An 18,796-nucleotide genomic window follows, 5' to 3' on the forward strand; every position below is an offset into this window, starting at 1 on the left:
CATTGCCGCCCGTGAAGGCCTGGGCCACGGCATCGGAGGCTCCTGTCCCCTTATGAGGGATCGTTTCACCCGTACGGATTAAATGTGCTCAAGGGGGAAGAAGGGGCCACCTCCGGGCACCTACGGTCGCACGGGTGATGAGCAGCAGTACGGAGACATCCACGCACACCGTCGGCGCACACCGGGCGCACGGAGACGCCCGCAAGCGGGTGACCGCGCCGTGTGGCGCGAACGCCCGCGCCCTGGGCCAGCGCCCTCCCGCGCGCTACGAGCCCTACCTGGACGGCCTGTTCACCTACTGCCTGTCCGTGCTGTGCGACCACGACGCGGCCACCGCCGCCCTCGGGGACGTCCTCGCGCTGGCCGAGCGACGGGGCCCGCGCGGCCCGGAGTCCGCGGACGACCACCGGGCCTGGCTGTACGCACTCGCCCGCTGGTCCTGTCTGCGCAAACTCGCCGAGGCCCGGCGTAGGCGCCAGGCGGCGCACGCCTCCGGGCACCGCGCGACCCGCAAGAGCGACCCCAAAGGCGCTCACAAGGGCGCCGCCGACCGGCGCGCGGCCGAGGCGCTGAGCGCCCACGTCTCCGAAGAGGCCCAGGCACAGCGCCGGCGCGAACTCGCCCTGCTGGCCTGGCCGGAGGCCGCCGGCACCACCCCCGAGCAGCGCGAGGCGCTCGAACTCGCCGTGCGCCACCAGCTCGCCGCCCACGAGGTCGCCGCCGTCCTCGGCATGGACCTCGCCCGTGCACGCGAGCTGCTCGCCTCCGCCGCCTGCGAGGTCGAGCGCACCCGTGCCGCGCTCGCCGTCGTCGAGACCGGCACCTGCCCGAGCGTCGCCCGCCTCACCGGCGACAACCAGCTCGTCCTCAGTACGACCCTGCGCCGCGAGCTGGTCCGGCACGTCGACGACTGCCCGCGCTGCCGCCGCACCGCCGAGCGCGCGGTCCCCGGCGCCTGGCCCGGCACCAGCGTCACCCCCGCCGCGCTCCCCGTCCTGGAGGCCCCGCGCGCGGCCCTGCACGTGGCCATGGCACACGCCCCACGCGCGCGGGGCAGCGCTCCGCGCTACGACCGGCGCGGTTTCCCGATGGACCCCAAGGACCACGCCGCGCGAAGGGACCGTCTACGCGCGCGTGCCGTCACGACCACGGTCGTCGCCACCGTCGTCGCCGCCCCCGTCCTCGCCCTCTGGGCGGCCTACCGCGGCGCGCCCCTCACCGGCGACGGCACCGACGGCCGCTCGGTCACCGCGAGCGAGGCGCACAGCCCCGACGGAATCAGCGGCGAGGAGGCGGGCGGCTACGAGAACGCCGGCAACGCCAGCACGGAACCCGACGCCCGCTTCACCAAGGGCAGCCGGTCGCCCGACGTCTCCGTGGAGGTCGTCAGCGCCCCCGGAAGCACCCCGGGACAGGGCGCCGGACATCTCTCCATGGTGGCGGGCAACAGCGGCGACACGACGCTCGTCACGCTGACCGCGTCCGGGAGTTCACCCGTCCACTGGTCCGCGTACACCGGAGCCTCCTGGCTCTACCTGAGCCAGTCCTCGGGAACCCTCGAACCCGGCGAATCGTTGACGATCAAGGTGTACGTCGATCATCTTCGCGAGCCGGTGGGCCCCTGGAGAGCGCGGGTGTCGATCGCACCGGCGGACGCCGTGGTCACGATCGAGGGGTACGGGAACGCGGGCCCGTCCGACCCCGGAAGCCACACCCCCGGTCCCACCCCGAGCGCCCCGACGCCCAGCTCCCCGTCCCCCTCCGACCCCGGTCCCAGCCCGAGCGACCCGACCCCGACGCCCAGCGATCCGACGCCGTCCGACCCCCAGCCGACCCCCACGGACTCGGCCCCCTCCGACCCGGGGGGCTCGACACCACCGCCCACCGACGGCGGCGACCCGCGCCCGTCCTCGTAGAACATGTGGGGCTGGTGGCGCTGGTGGGACTCATAGGACCTGGTGAGGCCCCGGAGGCCTCGGCCCGATCGCAGCCCACCGATCTCGGCCCACCGGCGTCAGCCCGCCGATCTCGGCCACCGGCGTCAGCCCACCGACTGCCGCCCACAAACCTCCGTACCCGGACCTCAGCCCACCGGGTCAGCCGGATGTGGCGCCAGCAGCGGCAGCTGCGAAGCCAGCCGTTCCTCGCAGAGCTCGACCAGACGGTCGTACCCCTTCTTGCCCATCAGCTCGATCAGCTCCGGCCGGTACGAGACGTACACCGGCTCGCCCGCGCCGTGCGCGGAGGTCGCCGACGTGCACCACCAGTGCAGGTCGTGGCCGCCCGGACCCCAGCCCCGGCGGTCGTATTCGCCGATCGACACCTGGAGCACCCGGGTGTCGTCGGGCCGGTCGATCCACTCGTACGTCCGGCGCACGGGCAGCTGCCAGCAGACGTCCGGCTTGGTCTCAAGGGGCTCGCGGCCCTCCTTCAGGGCGAGGATGTGCAGCGAGCAGCCCGCGCCGCCGGCGAAGCCGGGGCGGTTCTGGAAGATGCACGAGCCCTGGTACGGCCGGGTCTGGCGGTCGCCGTCCTCGTCCTCCGAGACCCAGCCGGTCGCCACGCCCACGTCATGGTGCTGCCAGATCTCCGGCGTGAGCCTCGCCACATGCTCGGCCACTCGCTTCTCGTCGTCCTCGTCCGAGAAGTGCGCCCCCAGCGTGCAGCAGCCGTCGTCGGCGCGGCCCGCCTGGATGCCCTGGCAGCCGCTGCCGAAGATGCAGTTCCAGCGAGAGGTCAGCCATGTCAGATCGCACCGGAAGACCTGTTCGTCATCGGCGGGATCCGGAAACTCCACCCATGCCCGAGCGAAGTCGAGCCCCTTCTCGTCGGACACGGAGACCTTCTTCGGGGGCTTCTTGGATTTGGTGGCCTTCGCCTGCGAAGAACCCTTGGCCGATTTGTCGGGCTTCGCCTTTTTCGTCTTTGGCACCCGTCCAGGGTAAGTCGCTTCAGGCCGCTCCGGGGACGGTCGATCGCCGTAAGCGCAGTAGCGTTCCGTACATGAGACTCGGTGTCCTCGACGTGGGTTCGAACACGGTGCATCTGCTGGTGGTGGACGCACACCCCGGCGCACGCCCGCTGCCCGCGCATTCGCACAAGGCCGAATTGCGGCTTGCCCAACTGCTCGACGGGAGCGGGGCGATCGGCCCCGAGGGCGTCGACAAACTGATCGAGACGATCCAGGACGGGCTGCAGGCCGCAGAGGACAAGGGCGTCGAGGCCCTGCTGCCGTTCGCGACCTCCGCCGTGCGCGAGGCCAGCAACGCCGACGACGTACTGGCCCGGGTGAAGACCGAGACCGGCGTCGAGCTCCAGGTCCTGACCGGCGAGGAGGAGGCCCGGCTCACCTTCCTGGCCGCCCGCCGCTGGTTCGGCTGGTCCGCGGGCAAGCTGCTCATCCTCGACATCGGCGGCGGCTCCCTGGAGATCGCGTACGGCATAGACGAGGAGCCGGACGCGGCGGTGTCGCTGCCGCTCGGCGCCGGACGGCTGACCGCGGGCTGGCTGCCGACCGACCCGGCCGATCCCGCCGATGTGAGGGCGCTGCGCCGCCATGTGCGGGCGCAGATCGCCCGGACGGTCGGCGAGTTCACCCGCTTCGGCGCCCCCGACCACGTGGTCGCCACCTCCAAGACCTTCAAGGCGCTCGCCCGCATCGCCGGCGCCGCCCGCTCCATGGAGGGCCTGTACGTCCAGCGCGAGCTCAAGCGCCGCTCCCTGGAGGACTGGGTTCCCCGCCTCACCTCGATGACCGCCGAGGAGCGCGCCGCACTCCCCGGCGTCTCCCCGAGCCGCTCGGGCCAGCTCCTCGCGGGCGCCCTGGTGGCCGAGGGCGCCATGGACCTCTTCGGCGTGGACACCCTCGAAATCTGCCCCTGGGCCCTACGGGAGGGCGTCATCCTCCGCCGCCTGGACCACATGCCATCGGAGTAAGGAAGGCACAGGGGACCCGCGCCCCGTCAGGGGCGCGGGGCCGTGACATATGCGGCTCCGCCGCGTGGGCGCGACCAGCCGAAAGACAACCCGCACTCGCCCGCGGCGAGAACGGCGAGAAGGCGGCACACCTCGGCGGCCACCAGAACCCCGGCGGAAGGCCAACGCCTCCCGGCAAACCGCCGTAGGCACCCCGTACTCTGTCCCTCGTGGCAGAACCAGTCGTGCGCATCCCGGATGCGAAGGTCGCGCTGTCCACGGCCTCCGTGTACCCGGAGTCGACGGCGACGGCCTTCGAGATCGCCGCGCGCCTCGGGTACGACGGAGTCGAGGTCATGGTGTGGACCGACCCGGTCAGCCAGGACATCGAGGCGCTGCGCAGACTCAGCGACTACCACCAGATCCCGATCCTCGCCGTCCACGCCCCCTGCCTGCTGATCACGCAGCGCGTGTGGACCACCGACCCATGGGTCAAGCTCCAGCGCGCGCAGGCGGCGGCGGAGAAGCTGGGCGCGTCGACCGTCGTCGTCCACCCTCCCTTCCGCTGGCAGCGCCAGTACGCGCGCGACTTCGTCACCGGGATCTGGCGGATGGCGAACGAGACGGACGTACGGTTCGCCGTCGAGAACATGTACCCCTGGCGCTACCGCGACCGCGAGATGCTCGCGTACGCCCCCGACTGGGACGTGACGAAGGACGACTACCGGCACTTCACGATCGACCTCAGCCACACCTCGACGGCCCGCACCGACGCGCTGCAGATGATCGACCGCATGGGTGACCGCCTCGGCCATGTCCACCTCGCCGACGGCAACGGCTCCAACAAGGACGAGCACCTGGTCCCCGGCCGCGGCACCCAGCCCTGCGCCGAGCTCCTGGAACGCCTCGCGCTCTCCGGTTTCGACGGCCATGTCGTCATCGAGGTCAACACCCGCCGCGCGATGTCCAGCGCCGAACGCGAGGCCGACCTGGCGGAGGCCCTGGCCTTCACCCGGCTCCACCTCGCCTCCGCGGTGAAGGTGCCCCGCCGGTGACGGACGCCGCCCCCCGCCGCGGCCGGGGACGCCCCTCTCGTACGCAGACGGAGGCGGGCCCCGCCACCCGCGACCGCATCCTGGAGGCGGCCCGCGAGGAGTTCTCCGAGCGGGGCTACGAGAAGACGTCGGTCCGCGGCATCGCCAAGGCCGCCGGGGTGGACTCCGCGCTCGTGCACCACTACTTCGGCACCAAGGAACAGGTCTTCGAGGCGGCCATCGAGGTCGCCTTCGCCCCCGCCCTGGCCGCCCCGGCCGCGGTCGAGGAAGGCCCCCTGGACGGGGTCGGCGAGCGCCTGACCCGCTTCATCTTCGGCGTCTGGGAGAACCCCGCCACCCGTACGCCGCTCCTCGCGATCGTCCGCTCCGCGGTGAACAACGAGGCCGCCGCCGCCGTCTTCCGCCGCCTCATCGCCACCCAGCTGCTGCGCCGTATCGCTCAGCGGCTCGACCTCCCGGACGCCGAACTGCGCGCCGAGCTGGCGGCGGCGCAGCTGGTGGGGATCGCGATGCTGCGGTACGTGATCAAGGTGGAGCCGCTGGCGTCGGCGGATCCGGAGCAGATCATCGGGCGGGTCGCGCCGGTGGTCCAGGGCCACTTGACGAACCCGTGAGCGCGGGGATGCGCGGGGTAACCCCAGGGGCGTACGTTCATGGCCGCTGACCGAGACGTACATCCCGCATTCCGGACGGCATGTCCGCATCCTGGCGCACGGGCGTACGCTCGACTTCAGTCATAACTCTCCTCATGCCTCCCCGAAGGAGCGAGCGACGATGCCCGAGCTGAGGTCCCGCACAGTCACCCACGGCCGCAATATGGCGGGCGCCCGCGCCCTGATGCGCGCCTCCGGTGTACCCGGTGCGGACATCGGCCGTAAGCCGATCATCGCGGTCGCCAACTCCTTCACCGAGTTCGTGCCGGGCCACACCCACCTCCAGCCGGTCGGCCGCATCGTCAGCGAGGCCATCACCGCCGCCGGGGGCATCGCGCGCGAGTTCAACACGATCGCGGTCGACGACGGCATCGCGATGGGCCACGGCGGCATGCTGTACTCGCTCCCCTCCCGCGACCTGATCGCGGACTCGGTCGAGTACATGGTCGAGGCCCACTGCGCCGACGCCCTGATCTGCATCTCGAACTGCGACAAGATCACCCCCGGCATGCTCATGGCGGCCCTCCGCCTGAACATCCCGACGGTCTTCGTCTCCGGCGGCCCCATGGAGTCCGGCCGGGCCACCCTCGTCGACGGCACGGTCCGCACCCTCGACCTGGTCGACGCGATCTCCGACGCCGTGAACGACAAGATCTCGGACGAGGACATCCTCCGTATCGAGGAGAACGCCTGTCCGACCTGCGGCTCCTGCTCCGGCATGTTCACCGCCAACTCGATGAACTGCCTGACCGAGGCGATCGGCCTGTCCCTCCCCGGCAACGGCTCGGTCCTCGCCACGCACACGGCCCGCAAGGGTCTGTACGAGGACGCGGCCCGCACGGTCGTCGACATCACGCGCCGCTACTACGACCAGGACGACGAGTCGGTCCTGCCCCGCAACATCGCCACGCACGCGGCGTTCGAGAACGCCATGGCCCTCGACATCGCGATGGGCGGCTCCACCAACACGATCCTGCACCTGCTGGCCGCCGCCCAGGAGGCAGGCGTCCCCTTCGGCCTGGACGAGATCAACGAGGTCTCGCGTCGCGTGCCCTGCCTGGCGAAGGTCGCCCCGAACGTCGCGAAGAACCGCACATACTACATGGAGGACGTGCACCGCGCGGGCGGCATCCCGGCCCTGCTGGGCGAGCTGCACCGCGCCGGCCTGCTGAACGAGGACGTGCACTCGGTCCACAGCCCGTCTCTCTCCGACTGGCTGAAGACGTGGGACGTGCGGGCGGGCTCCCCGTCTCCGGAGGCGCTGGAACTGTGGCACGCCGCGCCCGGCTGCGTGCGCTCCGCCGAGGCCTTCTCCCAGTCCGAGCGCTGGGAAGCCCTCGACGAGGACGCCGAGAACGGCTGCATCCGCTCCGCCGAGCACGCGTACTCCAAGGACGGCGGCCTGGCCGTCCTGAAGGGCAACCTGGCCGTCGACGGCTGCGTCGTGAAGACGGCGGGCGTCGACGAGTCCATCTGGACCTTCGAGGGCCCCGCGGTCGTCTGCGAGTCGCAGGAAGAGGCCGTCGAGAAGATCCTCAACAAGCAGGTCACCGACGGCGACGTCGTCGTCATCCGCTACGAGGGCCCCAAGGGCGGCCCCGGCATGCAGGAGATGCTCTACCCGACGTCCTTCCTCAAGGGCCGCGGCCTCGGCAAGACCTGTGCCCTGATCACCGACGGTCGCTTCTCCGGCGGCACGTCGGGCCTGTCCATCGGCCACGCCTCCCCCGAGGCGGCCTCCGGCGGCACGATCGCCCTGGTCCAGGACGGCGACCGCATCCGCATCGACATCCCGAACCGCTCGATCGAGCTGCTGGTGTCGGACGAGGAGCTGGCCACCCGCAGGGACGCCCTGAACGGCGTCTTCGCCCCCGCGAACCGCGACCGCAAGGTCTCCGCCGCCCTCCGCGCCTACGCCGCGATGGCGACGAGCGCGGACAGGGGCGCGGTGCGGGACGTCTCGAAGCTGGGCTGAAGCTCGCTTTGAGGGGCCGCTCCTTCGGGAGCGGCCCCTTTCCGTTTCACCAGGCCGAGGGGTCGCGGGCGTCGACCGCGAAGAGGGAACCGTCGGGGGCGGTTGAGTAGACCTTGCCGTCGGCGGGGACCGGGGCGGGGAGGTTGTTGACCAGCGAGCCCCGCTTGTCGCCCAGGCGTGCCTTCGTCTGGCCGAGCAGGCGGCCGTGGGTGATGTCGATGGCGAGCAGGCGTCCGTCGACTGCGGTGAAGTAGAGGCGGTCTCCCGTCACGACGGGTGCCGAGGCCCAGCTCACGGACGTCTCCACCCGCCACAGCTGGGCCGACGTCTCGGTGTCCACGGCCACCAGCGCGCCGCCGTCGGCCAGCAGATACGCCGTCTTCCCCTGTACGACGGCCTGCGCCCCGGGCAGGGGGTAGCGCAGCGCGATGCGGCGGAGCTTGCGGTCGGCGACGTCGTATCGCACGACGGCGTCCGTATAGCTGTCCGTGGCGAACGAGGTGAGCCAGACCACGCCGTCATGAGCGCCCACGAGGCTCATGGAACCGTCCATGCTCCGCTGCCAGCGCATGGCACCGGTCTCCGGGTCCACCGCGGCCACCCGGGTCTCGTTCGCGGCCCTTGTCACCGCGTAGGCGACTCCGTCCTCGTACGAGGTGAAGGACGGCAACGACTGCCCCGGGATGCTGTGGTGCCACTTCACCTCGCCGGTTGCCGCGTCCAGAGCGGTGACCTTGGAGTCGGCGCCGGTGAGCAGCACGACACCGCCCACGTGGGCGACGCGGCCGTCGTACGGGTCGATGTCGCGGCTCCATCGGGTCGTTCCCGTGGCGGGATCCACGGCCGTCAGCCGCTCTCCGCCCCGGCTGAGGACATGCAGGAGCCCACCGGACAGCACCGGCGCCGTCGTGACGTCGGCGCGCCGCCATCCCGGGTCGCTCCGTGACCACAGCACCTCGCCGCCGGCCGGATCGACGGCGGCGGCGAGCACGCCGGGTCGGACGCAGTACAACCTGTGGGGCGTGTACGTGCATTGCGGTTGACCGCCGGCCTTCACGCCGTGTGCGCTGAGCTCGATGTCCCACGGCTGGAAGCTGCTCTTCGACTGCTGCCCGGCGTGTTCCGCCGGGACCGGCGCCTGCGTCCCGCTGAGGAAGACGAAGGTACCGGCGGCAGCGACGGCGAGCAGGCCCGTGGCGATGGCCGCGGGAAGCCGCCAACGCCGCCTGGATGCCTGGCCGGAAGCGGAATGGGTGGGATCACCTTTCTGCTCCGAGCGCTCGACCTCCGGCACCCGAACATTCCCCATCCGCGCCGACTCCCCATTCCCGGCGCGCTGTTCCGGTATGAACGCCTGGGTGTCGTACGAGGCCGAAACCGACCGCAGCGCCGTCATCAGCTCGTCCGGCGTGGGACGGTCCTCGGGCTCCTTGGCGAGACAGCGGGAGACGAGGTCGACCAAATCCTCCGGTACGCCTGTCAAGTCCGGCTCGTCGTGAACGACTTGATACGCGACGAGATACGGACTGTCGGAGTCGAAGGGCCCGCTCCCGGTGGCCGCATGCACGATCACCGAACCCAGAGCGAAGACATCGGCGGCCGGCCCGACCTCCCGCGGCCTGCGGAACTGCTCCGGAGCCATGAACGGCGGAGTGCCGATCAACTTGCCCGTCTCGGTGCGAAGTTCACTGTCGGAAGGCCGCGAAATGCCGAAGTCGATGACCTTCGGACCGTCACCGGCCAGCAGCACGTTGCTGGGCTTGAGGTCGCGGTGCACGACCCCGGCCCGGTGAATGTCCCGCAGTGCCTCGGCGAGGCCCGCCATCAGATGGCGCAGCCGAGCGGGCGGCAGCGCGCCATTCCGCTTCACATGCTCGGCGAGGGTAGGTCCGGGGATGAACAGGGTCGCCATCCACGGGTGTTCGGCCTCGGGATCGGCGTCCACGACGGGCGCGGTGAAGGCACCGCTCACCCGCCGAGCGGCCGCGACCTCCTGCCTGAACCGCCCCCGGAACTCCGGGTCTTGGGCAAACTCGGCGTGCACGACCTTGACGGCGAGCCGCAACCCGGAGGCGGACCGCGCCAGATGCACGATGCCCATGCCACCGGAGCCGAGTTCCGCCTCCAGCAGGTACTGCCCGGCGTAGCGCGGATGTTCCGCTTCCGGGTCCGTACCGGTGCTGCGCTGTGGCGGCATCACTCACCCCCGTGTGGTCCGTCCGCATGCGCGACGCGCAGAGCCTAGTCGATGCTTCGTGCGAAACCGCGGCGGCTTGCTAGCCTCGGCGCTCAGCACGAATATGGCGTGAACCATTCAACGGGGGAGGCCAGTATGGCCACGGAAGACATAGAGATCGCGGGCGCGGGGGAGACGGCGGACGCTCAGACCCTGAGCGCCGAAGCACTGCGCACGTACCCGCTCGCACCGGGGTACAACGTCAACGTCCGCAGTGGCCCGGGCACGAACTACCCCATCGTCCGCGTCCTGTCGGCGGGCTCAAGCGTCCCGATCCGCTGCCAGTGCCCAGGAGAGACGATCACCGGCCCGTACGGGACGACGAACATCTGGGACAACATCGCCAACGCCCAGTTCGTGTCGGACGCATACGTCAAGACGGGCAGCGACGGCTACGTCGCACCGCGCTGCTCCTGACCGACATCGACCGAGGCTCTCGCGGCGGACCGGATCCGTACCGGAGTATCGGCTGGGGTCCTCGCAGCGGGGACCGGACCCGTACCGGAGCAATAATCGTCGGGTGAGCGACGAGACCGAGACCGGAACCGGTACCCCCGCGGGGCCCCAGCCCGAGCCCCTGCGTTTCTTCGGAACGACCTGGGTGGAGCACGACGGCGGCTACACCGGCCGCCGGATCGGCGTGGCCGCGGGCTCCCTAGCCGCCGCGGTGGCCGCGTGCTTCGTCCTCCGCTTCGCCTACCAGGGCCTGGCGATCGCGAACGTGGGCAAGCCCGTGACCGTCCTGGTCGTGGTGATGTTCGCGGTGTGCAGCGCCCTCGCCTTCCGCCACACCTGGGACGCGTTCGGCAAGCGCCCCGACCCCGACCGCCAGGCCTCCCTCCGCGGTCTCCTGGCCATCGGCTTCATCGGCTCCCTCCTCGCCTACTTTGTCCGCTCCCTCACCGAGGCCCCCGGCGAGAAACTCCACCGCGAGGAATACGAGACAGCCCGCCAGAGCTACGAGCGCCGCACCAAACGCCGCACAGGCAACCCGTCCCGCAAGCGAGCCCGCCGCTCTTAACCAGGCCGCAAACGCACACCCCCACGCCCCCGCAGCCGCCGACACACGCCCCCACGCACCCGCAGCCGCCCACGCACGCCCCCATGTACCGCTGTCGCCGACCTGCCCCCACGCACCCGCAGCCAAATGCGGACCCCCAACCACCCGCAGCCAAATGCGGGCCCCACGCACCCGCAGCCGAATGCGGACCCCCAACCACCCGCAGCCAAATGCCGGCCCCCACGCACCCGCAGCCGCCCACGCACGGAAGGGGCCGTGACGGTACATCAAATGCCCCGTCGCCCCGTAATGATCACCAGGCCGAGCAATGACACCACGCCGACCTGCAACCGTCGACGGGGCGGATGTACCGTCACGGCCCCGCCCCACCCACCGGCGGAAAGCGTTCCGGCGCTTAAGGACGAGGCCGTCGAGGCCCAGACGGGGCCTAGGGGCGGAGCCCCAGGGACGGGAAAGGCAGGCCGGAGGGGCTGTCGCCAGGCCCCCACCCCCGCCACCATGACCGTATGACCGCTGCACCCTCCCCCTCATCACCCCCCTCCTCCCACACCACCCGAGCCCACTCCTTCAACACCGCAGCAGCCCAATACGCCGCAAACCGCCCCTCCTATCCCCCCACCCTCTTCGATGCCGTAGAAGACCTCGCAGCCCGCCCCCTCACCGGCGCGAACGTCATCGACGTAGGCGCAGGCACCGGCATAGCAACCGCCCTCCTCCACACCCGCGGCGCGCACGTGGTCGCCGTGGAACCCGGCGACGGCATGACCGCCGAATTCCGCCGCGCCCACCCCCACATCCCGATCGTCCGGGGCAACGGCAACGCCCTCCCCATCGCCACCGCCTCCGCCGACTTCCTCACCTACGCCCAGGCCTGGCACTGGACCAACCCGACCCACTCCGTGCCGGAGGCACTGCGCGTCCTGCGCCCGGGCGGCGCCCTCGCCCTCTGGTGGAACACCGATGCCCTGGACGTCCCTTGGATCGCGGCGGCAGCCACCCGCGCCGAGCGCTACCTCGGCATCGACCCGGTGGTCGAAAAGAACGGCAGCGGCGCACGAGCCGCCGCCGCCCTGTCCAGGTCCGCCGACCCAAGCGGCCGCCTGGACTTCGACCGCCGCCAGATCCGTTGGAGCCGCCGCGTCCCCCTCGACACCCACCTTGCCAACGTCGGCAGCCACTCGGCCTTTCTGGTCCTCGGCGAGGAACGCACCGCGGAATTCCTCGCCGAGGAGAGAAGCCACCTCCTGCCGACCTTCCCGGACGGAATCGTGGAGGAGACCTACGTCGTGGACCTACTGGTAGCGACCCGTTCGTGATCGCGCCCGGCGGCCCACCCCTCCAGGGCCGCCGCACACGCGTGGTCCACATGCCGCAACCCGCCCAACTCCAGCCGTACGTCCCGGTCGTGCGGCAACGCCTCCAACGCGTCCAGCAGCTTGGGCAGCCGCAGGAACGTCGCGTTCCCGACGACCCTCACCACCATTCCGGCGGCCCCCCGGTCCTCCGTCTCCACATGCACATGGCTGATGTCCCACGCGGTCTTGGCCACGGCGAGCGCGAGTCCGACCAGCACACCCACGAACAGATTCCCCACCACAATGGCCACGGCGGTCACGGCGAGCACCACCAGCTCCCCCCGATGCGCCCGCCACAGCGGCCCCACCTCCCGCACCGGCACGAGCTTGCAGCCCGCGTGCACGAGCAACCCCGCCAGCGCCGCCACCGGAATCACCCCGAGCACCCCGGGCACCACCGCGGTGAAGACGAGCAGCCACACCCCGTGCAGCACCCGCGACACCTTCGTCCGCGCCCCGGCCTGCACATTCGCCGCACTCCGCACGATCACCGCGGTCATCGGCAGCGCCCCGAGCGCCCCGCACACGGCATTCCCGGCGCCCTGCGCGATCAACTCCCGGTCGTAGTCGGTCCGCGGCCCCCGATGCAGCCGGTCCACCGCCGCCGCGCTGAACAGCGACTCGGCCGACGCGATCAGCGCGAACGCCAGCACCGTCCCGACCACGCCCACTTCCGTGAGCCGCCCCACATCCGCCAGACCCGGCGGCCGTACGGCATCAAGCAGCCCGCGCACCTCGACCCGCCGCACGGACAGATCGAACACCCCGGTCACGGCCGACGCGACGGCCACCGCCAGCAGCGGCGCGGGCATCACCCGCGCCCCCCGCCGCCACCGCGGCCACAGCAGGAGTACGACCACGGTGGCACCGCCGATCGCCAGGGCCACCGGGTCCGCGTCACCCACCAGCGATCCGAGCCCGGCGATCTTCCCGAGCCCACTCGCGGGCGCGGAGACATCACCCATGGCGTACACCTGGCCCGCGATCAGCACGAGCCCGATCCCGGCCAGCATCCCTTGCACCACGGCCACGGACACGGCCCGGAACCACCGCCCGAGCCGCAACACCCCGAGCCCGAGCTGCACCAGCCCGGCCGCGAGCACCAGCACACCCAGCGCCTGGACGCCGTACGACTGCACCGCCTCGTAAACGAGCACGGTCAGCCCGGCCGCGGGCCCGCTGACCTGCAGGCTGCTGCCGGGCAGTACACCGGCCACCAGCCCGCCGACGATCCCGGTGACCAGCCCCAACTCGGCGGGCACACCGGAAGCTATGGCCACCCCCACGCACAGGGGCAGCGCGACGAGAAACACGACGAGGGACGCGAGCAGATCCGCTTTACGCATGACAACGGCACCTCCGATGGACAACGGGAGATGCGTGGGCGCCGAGCCGGGGGAGGGCACGGCAGACGTACAGCGCGACACTCAGGCATATGACCGCGCACTGAAATCCATTGTCGGTAAAGGGAGTTGATGGCGCAGCCCTTCCGTGTAACCGCCGCGTGAAGGCGGAAGCGCGCCACCCCGTCACACGCCGGAGCGCCTCCTTCCGATCACGCCGCCGCGCGCCTGCGCCGCCAGATGCGACCGGTCTTGACCGGCACGCCGTACAGGAGCAATATTCATCACGTGATGATTATAAATGCGCGCCCACCCGACCCCGCCCAGCCGCCCGCCGTCCGCGCCGAAGGCCTGACCGTCGTCCGCGGCACCAGCACCGTCCTGCGCGGACTCGACTTCGCCGTACCGCGCGGCCAGATCACCGGCCTGCTCGGCCCCTCCGGCTGCGGCAAGTCGACCCTGATGCGCGCGACGGTCGGCACCCAGGCAAAGGTCGCCGGAACGCTGGAAGTCCTCGGCCGCCCCGCAGGCGACGCCTCTCTCCGCTCCCGTATCGGCTACGTCACCCAAGCCCCCTCCGTCTACGACGACCTGACGATCCGCCAGAACCTCGACTACTTCGCCGCGATCCTCGACCCGGGACGCGCCGCCGCCGAACGCCGCCACGACAACGTCACCCAGGCCATCGCCGACGTCGACCTCACCTCCCACGCCGACTCCCTCGCCGGCAACCTCTCCGGCGGCCAGCGCAGCCGCGTCTCCCTCGCGGTCGCCCTGCTCGGCACCCCGGAACTCCTGGTCCTCGACGAACCGACCGTCGGCCTCGACCCGGTCCTGCGCCGCGACCTGTGGAACCTCTTCCACGCCATCGCCGCCGAACGGAACGCGACCCTCCTGATCTCCTCCCACGTCATGGACGAGGCCGAGCGCTGCCACCGCCTTCTCCTGATGCGCGAGGGCGAGATCCTCGCCGACGACACCCCCGACGCCCTGCGCGAACGCACCCACTCCGACACCGTCGAAGCCGCCTTCCTCCACCTGGTCGACGAGGCGATCGCGGCGGGCAACCAGTCCGCCACGGACAACCACTCCGCGAAAGGCGACGCGGCCGGCACCGACGCCCCGTCCGGCGCCCACCCCCGCAAGGAGACCGCCCGATGAGCACCACCGCACCCACGAGCCTCGGCACGGACGGGCCCGCGACCCCGACGACCCGCCCGAGCGCGCTCAACCTCTCCCGCACCACCGCCACCGCGACCCGCGTACTGCGCCAGCTCCGCCACGACCCGCGCACCATCGCGATGATGATCCTCATCCCGTGCGTGATGCTCGTCCTGCTCCGTTACGTCTTCGACGGCAGCCCGCGCACCTTCGACTCCATCGGCGCCTCCCTCCTCGGGATCTTCCCGCTGATCACGATGTTCCTGGTGACGTCGATCGCCACCCTCCGCGAGCGCACCTCGGGCACCCTCGAACGCCTCCTCGCCATGCCCCTCGGCAAGGGCGACCTGATCGCCGGCTACGCCTTGGCCTTCGGCGCCCTGGCCATCGTCCAGTCGGCTCTGGCCACCGGCCTGGCGGTCTGGTTCCTCGGCCTGGACGTGATCGGCTCCCCTTGGCTGCTCTTGCTCGTAGCCCTCTTGGACGCGCTCCTGGGCACGGCCCTCGGCCTCTTCGTCTCGGCCTTCGCCGCCTCGGAATTCCAGGCGGTCCAGTTCATGCCGGCCGTGATCTTCCCCCAACTCCTCCTCTGCGGCCTCTTCACCCCCCGCTCCAACATGCACCCCGTCCTCGAGGCCATCTCCGACGTCCTCCCCATGTCCTACGCCGTCGACGGCATGAACGAAGTCCTCAAACACACCGACATGACGGCCAACTTCATCCGAGACGCCCTGATCGTCGCGGGCTGCGCCGTACTGGTCCTCACCTTGGGCGCGGCAACCCTGAGGCGCCGCACCGCGTAGCCCGGCCCTACCTGCGCCCACGCGTGCCGCGAGGGGCGACAGCCCACCCACAGCGGTCGCAGCTGCGGGCAGTCGTGCCTCCCCCACTGCCTGAACAGCGTGGGGGGACCCCCAGGCGGCACGGATGGGCACTGGGGGTACCCCCTGCTCGAAGAGCTTGGGGGAGGCACCCTGCAAGCGCAGGTAAGCGCACCCATCCGCAGCCCAGCCCCCGACCCCCGAGCAACTGGGCACCGGCGTCCACTGAACGGACACCCCACCCCAGCCCGCACCCCGAGTGCGAGGATGACCCCAGGACGACGCACCCCCCGGAGGGCACCCGCACCATGACCCAGAAAGTCGCAGTCCTCGGCACCGGCAAGATCGGCGAAGCCCTGCTCAGCGGAATGATCCGAGCCGGCTGGGCCCCCACCGACCTCCTGGTCACCGCCCGCCGCCCGGAGCGGGCCAAGGAACTCCAGGAACGCTACGGAGTCACCCCGGTCACCAACCCGGAGGCAGCGAAAACCGCCGACACCCTGATCCTCACCGTCAAGCCGCAGGACATGGGCACCCTCCTCGACGAACTCGCCCCGCACATCCCCGCCGACCGTCTGGTCATCAGCGGCGCGGCAGGCATTCCCACCGCCTTCTTCGAGGAGCGCCTGGCCACAGGCACCCCGGTCGTCCGTGTCATGACGAACACCCCCGCTCTCGTCGACGAGGCCATGTCCGTCATCTCCGCCGGCAGCCACGCCACCGCCGAGCACCTCGCGCACGCCGAGGAGATCTTCGGCGCCGTCGGCAAGACGCTCCGCGTCCCCGAGTCCCAGCAGGACGCGTGCACCGCCCTCTCCGGCTCGGGACCGGCGTACTTCTTCTACTTGGTCGAGGCGATGACGGACGCGGGCATCCTGCTCGGCCTGCCCCGCGACAAGGCCCACGACCTGATCGTCCAGTCCGCGATCGGCGCCGCCGTGATGCTCCGCGACAGCGGGGAGCACCCCGTGAAGCTCCGCGAGAACGTCACGTCCCCCGCGGGCACCACGATCAACGCGATCCGCGAACTCGAGAACCACGGGGTGCGTGCCGCGCTGATCGCCGCGCTGGAAGCCGCCCGCGACCGCAGCCGACAGCTAGCCTCCGGCAACAACAGCTGACCCGTACCCGATGCTGGGGGTGCCCTGCCCCCGGCACCGGGGTTGGACCCCGCTTGGAACGGCCCCCGGCGCTGCAGGCTGTGCCCACCCGTCCCGCCCCGCGGGACGACTCCCCACAGCGGGAACAGCGGGAACAGCGGGAACAGCGGGAACAGCGGGAACCGCGCTAAGCGCGGTTGCAGCGTGAAGGCGGCTTGTTACTCCGTCGCCGGCAGCAAGCCGATCGCCCGATAAGCCGCGTCAACCCTCGGCTTCGCCATTTCCCTGGCCTTCTCCGCACCGTCTCGCAACACCCCCTCCACGTACGCAGGATCCGCGCACAACTCCTTGTGCCTCTCCTGTACGGGCCTGAGGAGCTCGACCACGGCCTCGGCGGTGTCCTTCTTCAAAGCGCCGTACGACTCATATACACCGCCCAAGGCCTCGGGGTTCCCACCTTCACAGGCAGCAAGAATCTCCAGCAGATTCGAGACCCCCGGTCGCCCCTCCCGGTCGTACTCCACATCCCGACCGCTGTCCGTCACGGCCCGCATGATCTTCTTCCGCACGACATCCGGCTCGTCGAGCAGATAGACGACCCCAGGCCCGACGTCATCGCTCTTCCCCATCTTCGACGTCGGCTCCTGCAGATTCATGACCCGCGCCGCCACCTTCGGATGGGTGGCCCGAGGCACCACGAACGTGTGTCCGTATCGCTGGTTGAACCGCACCGCGAGATCCCGCGTCAGCTCCACATGCTGCGTCTGGTCATCACCCACCGGCACCTCATCGGTCCCGTACGCCAGGATGTCCGCCGCCATCAGCACCGGATACGTCAGCAGCGACAGCCGCACACTCCCGCCCCGCTCCCGCTCCCGCGCAGCCTTCTCCTTGTACTGGATCATCCGCCGCATCTCCCCGTCGGTCGCGACGCACTCCAGCACATACGACAGCCGCGCGTGCTCGTCCACATGACTCTGTACGAACACGGTGCACAGCTCCGGATCGAGCCCCGACGCCAACAACAGCGTCGCCGCCTGCCTACTGAGCCTGCGCACTCGTCCCGGATCGTGGTCCACGGTCAGCGCGTGCAGATCGACGATGCAGAACAGGGCGTCGGCCCGGTGCTGATCGACGTCGGCCCACCGCCGCACGGCCCCCAGATAGTTCCCCAGCGTCAGATGCCCGGTCGGCTTGACCCCACTGAAGATCCGCGTCATCACTCCACCTCCTGGTCGAGGCCGCCGCGCCCGCCGGCCGGCTCTCCAGGAGGGAGACACAAAAACGGCCGCCGGGGCGGCGGCCGTTGAGTACATACGTGAGTACGGCCGCCGTCAGGCGGCCCACCACTGCTGGGTGCACGTATGCGTAGTCATGACCTTGAGGGTACGCCTCCCGGGGGTACTCCGGAGCGGAGTTGACACGCCCCTACCCCGTACGTAGTGTTCTCCGGGTTGTCCGACGTGAGCGCCGACTCCGGTCGGTCCCCGGACAGCCATTCCGCAACAAGCACTGAACGAACGGCGACCCCGTCGTCGGCTCATTTTCATGCGTGTTTGCGAAATGAGGAATCCGCGTTCGAAAGGACGCCACCCCGATTAGCTCGGGAGCCAGGAATCCGCTAAAGTCTCACTCGTCGGAACGGCCCAACAGCCGCGAAGACAAACCCCGCTGACTGGGGGTCAGGCCCGAAAGGATCTGATAGAGTCGGAACCGCCGGAAAGGGAAACGCGAAAGCGGAAACCTGGAAAGCACCGAGGAAATCGGATCGGAAAAAGATCTGATAGAGTCGGAAACGCAAGACCGAAGGGAAGCGCCCGGAGGAAAGCCTGAGAGAGTCTCTCGGGTGAGTACAAAGGAAGCGTCCGTTCCTTGAGAACTCAACAGCGTGCCAAAAATCAACGCCAGATATGTTGATACCCCGTCTCCGGCCGATCGGCTGGGACGAGGTTCCTTTGAAAAAGTCCTGCCGGGCGATGCCTGGCAGGCGCACAGCGAGGACGCTGTGAACCTTCCGATTATTCCTCGGACGGTTCCGCTCTCGTGGTGTCGTCCCGATTACGGGAAAACATTCACGGAGAGTTTGATCCTGGCTCAGGACGAACGCTGGCGGCGTGCTTAACACATGCAAGTCGAACGATGAAGCCCTTCGGGGTGGATT

Annotated in this window: 15 protein-coding genes and 1 rRNA gene; 12 read left to right on the forward strand and 4 right to left on the reverse strand. The window is 70.5% G+C overall.

Annotated elements, in window-relative coordinates; all coding sequences use genetic code 11:
- Nucleotides 1–134: 134 nt before the first annotated feature.
- Nucleotides 135–1,916, forward strand: coding sequence for a hypothetical protein (locus ACFY0T_RS10400; protein WP_388866956.1), 1,782 nt, complete (start codon nt 135–137; stop codon nt 1,914–1,916).
- A gap of 167 nt (nt 1,917–2,083) precedes the next feature.
- Here the strand turns inward: ACFY0T_RS10400 and ACFY0T_RS10405 are convergent, their stop codons facing one another.
- The gene (locus tag ACFY0T_RS10405; RefSeq protein ID WP_388866959.1) at nt 2,084–2,932 is read right to left on the reverse strand and encodes a hypothetical protein; all 849 of its coding nucleotides are present in this window, start codon (nt 2,930–2,932) and stop codon (nt 2,084–2,086) included.
- Between the two features lie 71 nt (nt 2,933–3,003).
- Here ACFY0T_RS10405 and ACFY0T_RS10410 point away from each other — a divergent pair, with 71 nt between their 5' ends.
- From ACFY0T_RS10410 to ilvD, 4 genes are all read left to right on the forward strand, one after another.
- Nucleotides 3,004–3,936, forward strand: coding sequence for a Ppx/GppA family phosphatase (locus ACFY0T_RS10410; RefSeq protein ID WP_388866962.1), 933 nt, complete (start codon nt 3,004–3,006; stop codon nt 3,934–3,936).
- Nucleotides 3,937–4,145: 209 nt separating this feature from the next.
- Complete coding sequence (locus ACFY0T_RS10415) at nt 4,146–4,970, forward strand: sugar phosphate isomerase/epimerase family protein (RefSeq protein WP_388866965.1); 825 nt, start codon at nt 4,146–4,148, stop codon at nt 4,968–4,970.
- Nucleotides 4,967–5,584, forward strand: coding sequence for a TetR family transcriptional regulator (locus ACFY0T_RS10420; RefSeq protein ID WP_388866968.1), 618 nt, complete (start codon nt 4,967–4,969; stop codon nt 5,582–5,584). Before ACFY0T_RS10415 ends, ACFY0T_RS10420 begins: the two co-directional genes overlap by 4 nt.
- A gap of 160 nt (nt 5,585–5,744) precedes the next feature.
- Nucleotides 5,745–7,598, forward strand: a complete 1,854-nt coding sequence (gene ilvD, locus ACFY0T_RS10425; RefSeq protein ID WP_388866971.1) for a dihydroxy-acid dehydratase — start codon at nt 5,745–5,747, stop codon at nt 7,596–7,598.
- A gap of 46 nt (nt 7,599–7,644) precedes the next feature.
- On the opposite strand, the gene ACFY0T_RS10430 is transcribed toward ilvD, so the two are convergent.
- A complete protein-coding gene (locus ACFY0T_RS10430; RefSeq protein ID WP_388866974.1) occupies nt 7,645–9,795 on the reverse strand; it encodes a PQQ-binding-like beta-propeller repeat protein in 2,151 nt (716 codons plus the stop codon).
- Nucleotides 9,796–9,930: 135 nt separating this feature from the next.
- Between ACFY0T_RS10430 and ACFY0T_RS10435 the strand changes: the two genes are divergently transcribed.
- From ACFY0T_RS10435 to ACFY0T_RS10445, 3 genes are all read left to right on the forward strand, one after another.
- Nucleotides 9,931–10,251, forward strand: coding sequence for a peptidase (locus ACFY0T_RS10435; RefSeq protein ID WP_388866977.1), 321 nt, complete (start codon nt 9,931–9,933; stop codon nt 10,249–10,251).
- Between the two features lie 103 nt (nt 10,252–10,354).
- Nucleotides 10,355–10,855, forward strand: coding sequence for an EamA/RhaT family transporter (locus ACFY0T_RS10440; protein WP_388866980.1), 501 nt, complete (start codon nt 10,355–10,357; stop codon nt 10,853–10,855).
- A gap of 506 nt (nt 10,856–11,361) precedes the next feature.
- On the forward strand, nt 11,362–12,171 hold the full coding sequence (locus ACFY0T_RS10445; RefSeq protein WP_388866983.1) for a class I SAM-dependent methyltransferase: 810 nt from the start codon (nt 11,362–11,364) through the stop codon (nt 12,169–12,171).
- Here the strand turns inward: ACFY0T_RS10445 and ACFY0T_RS10450 are convergent.
- The gene (locus ACFY0T_RS10450) at nt 12,135–13,556 is read right to left on the reverse strand and encodes a SulP family inorganic anion transporter (RefSeq protein WP_388866985.1); all 1,422 of its coding nucleotides are present in this window, start codon (nt 13,554–13,556) and stop codon (nt 12,135–12,137) included. The genes ACFY0T_RS10445 and ACFY0T_RS10450 overlap by 37 nt on opposite strands.
- Before the next feature lie 288 nt (nt 13,557–13,844).
- Here ACFY0T_RS10450 and ACFY0T_RS10455 point away from each other — a divergent pair, with 288 nt between their 5' ends.
- The 3 genes from ACFY0T_RS10455 (at nt 13,845) to proC (ending at nt 16,656) form a co-directional block, all read left to right on the forward strand.
- Entirely contained in the window at nt 13,845–14,714 is an 870-nt protein-coding gene (locus ACFY0T_RS10455) for an ABC transporter ATP-binding protein (RefSeq protein ID WP_388866988.1), read from the forward strand.
- Nucleotides 14,711–15,517, forward strand: coding sequence for an ABC transporter permease (locus ACFY0T_RS10460; protein ID WP_388866991.1), 807 nt, complete (start codon nt 14,711–14,713; stop codon nt 15,515–15,517). Before ACFY0T_RS10455 ends, ACFY0T_RS10460 begins: the two co-directional genes overlap by 4 nt.
- Before the next feature lie 326 nt (nt 15,518–15,843).
- Nucleotides 15,844–16,656 carry a pyrroline-5-carboxylate reductase gene (proC, locus tag ACFY0T_RS10465; protein ID WP_388866993.1) on the forward strand — a complete coding sequence of 271 codons (813 nt, stop codon included), beginning with the start codon at nt 15,844–15,846 and terminating at the stop codon, nt 16,654–16,656.
- Between the two features lie 197 nt (nt 16,657–16,853).
- On the opposite strand, the gene trpS is transcribed toward proC, so the two are convergent.
- A complete protein-coding gene (gene trpS / locus ACFY0T_RS10470; RefSeq protein WP_388866996.1) occupies nt 16,854–17,855 on the reverse strand; it encodes a tryptophan--tRNA ligase in 1,002 nt (333 codons plus the stop codon).
- Between the two features lie 851 nt (nt 17,856–18,706).
- On the opposite strand from trpS, the gene ACFY0T_RS10475 reads away from it, so the two are divergent.
- Nucleotides 18,707–18,796 (forward strand): 16S ribosomal RNA (locus ACFY0T_RS10475); the annotation flags it as partial.

The sequence above is a fragment of the Streptomyces sp. NPDC001530 genome (assembly GCF_042894545.1).
GTDB lineage: Bacteria > Actinomycetota > Actinomycetes > Streptomycetales > Streptomycetaceae > Streptomyces.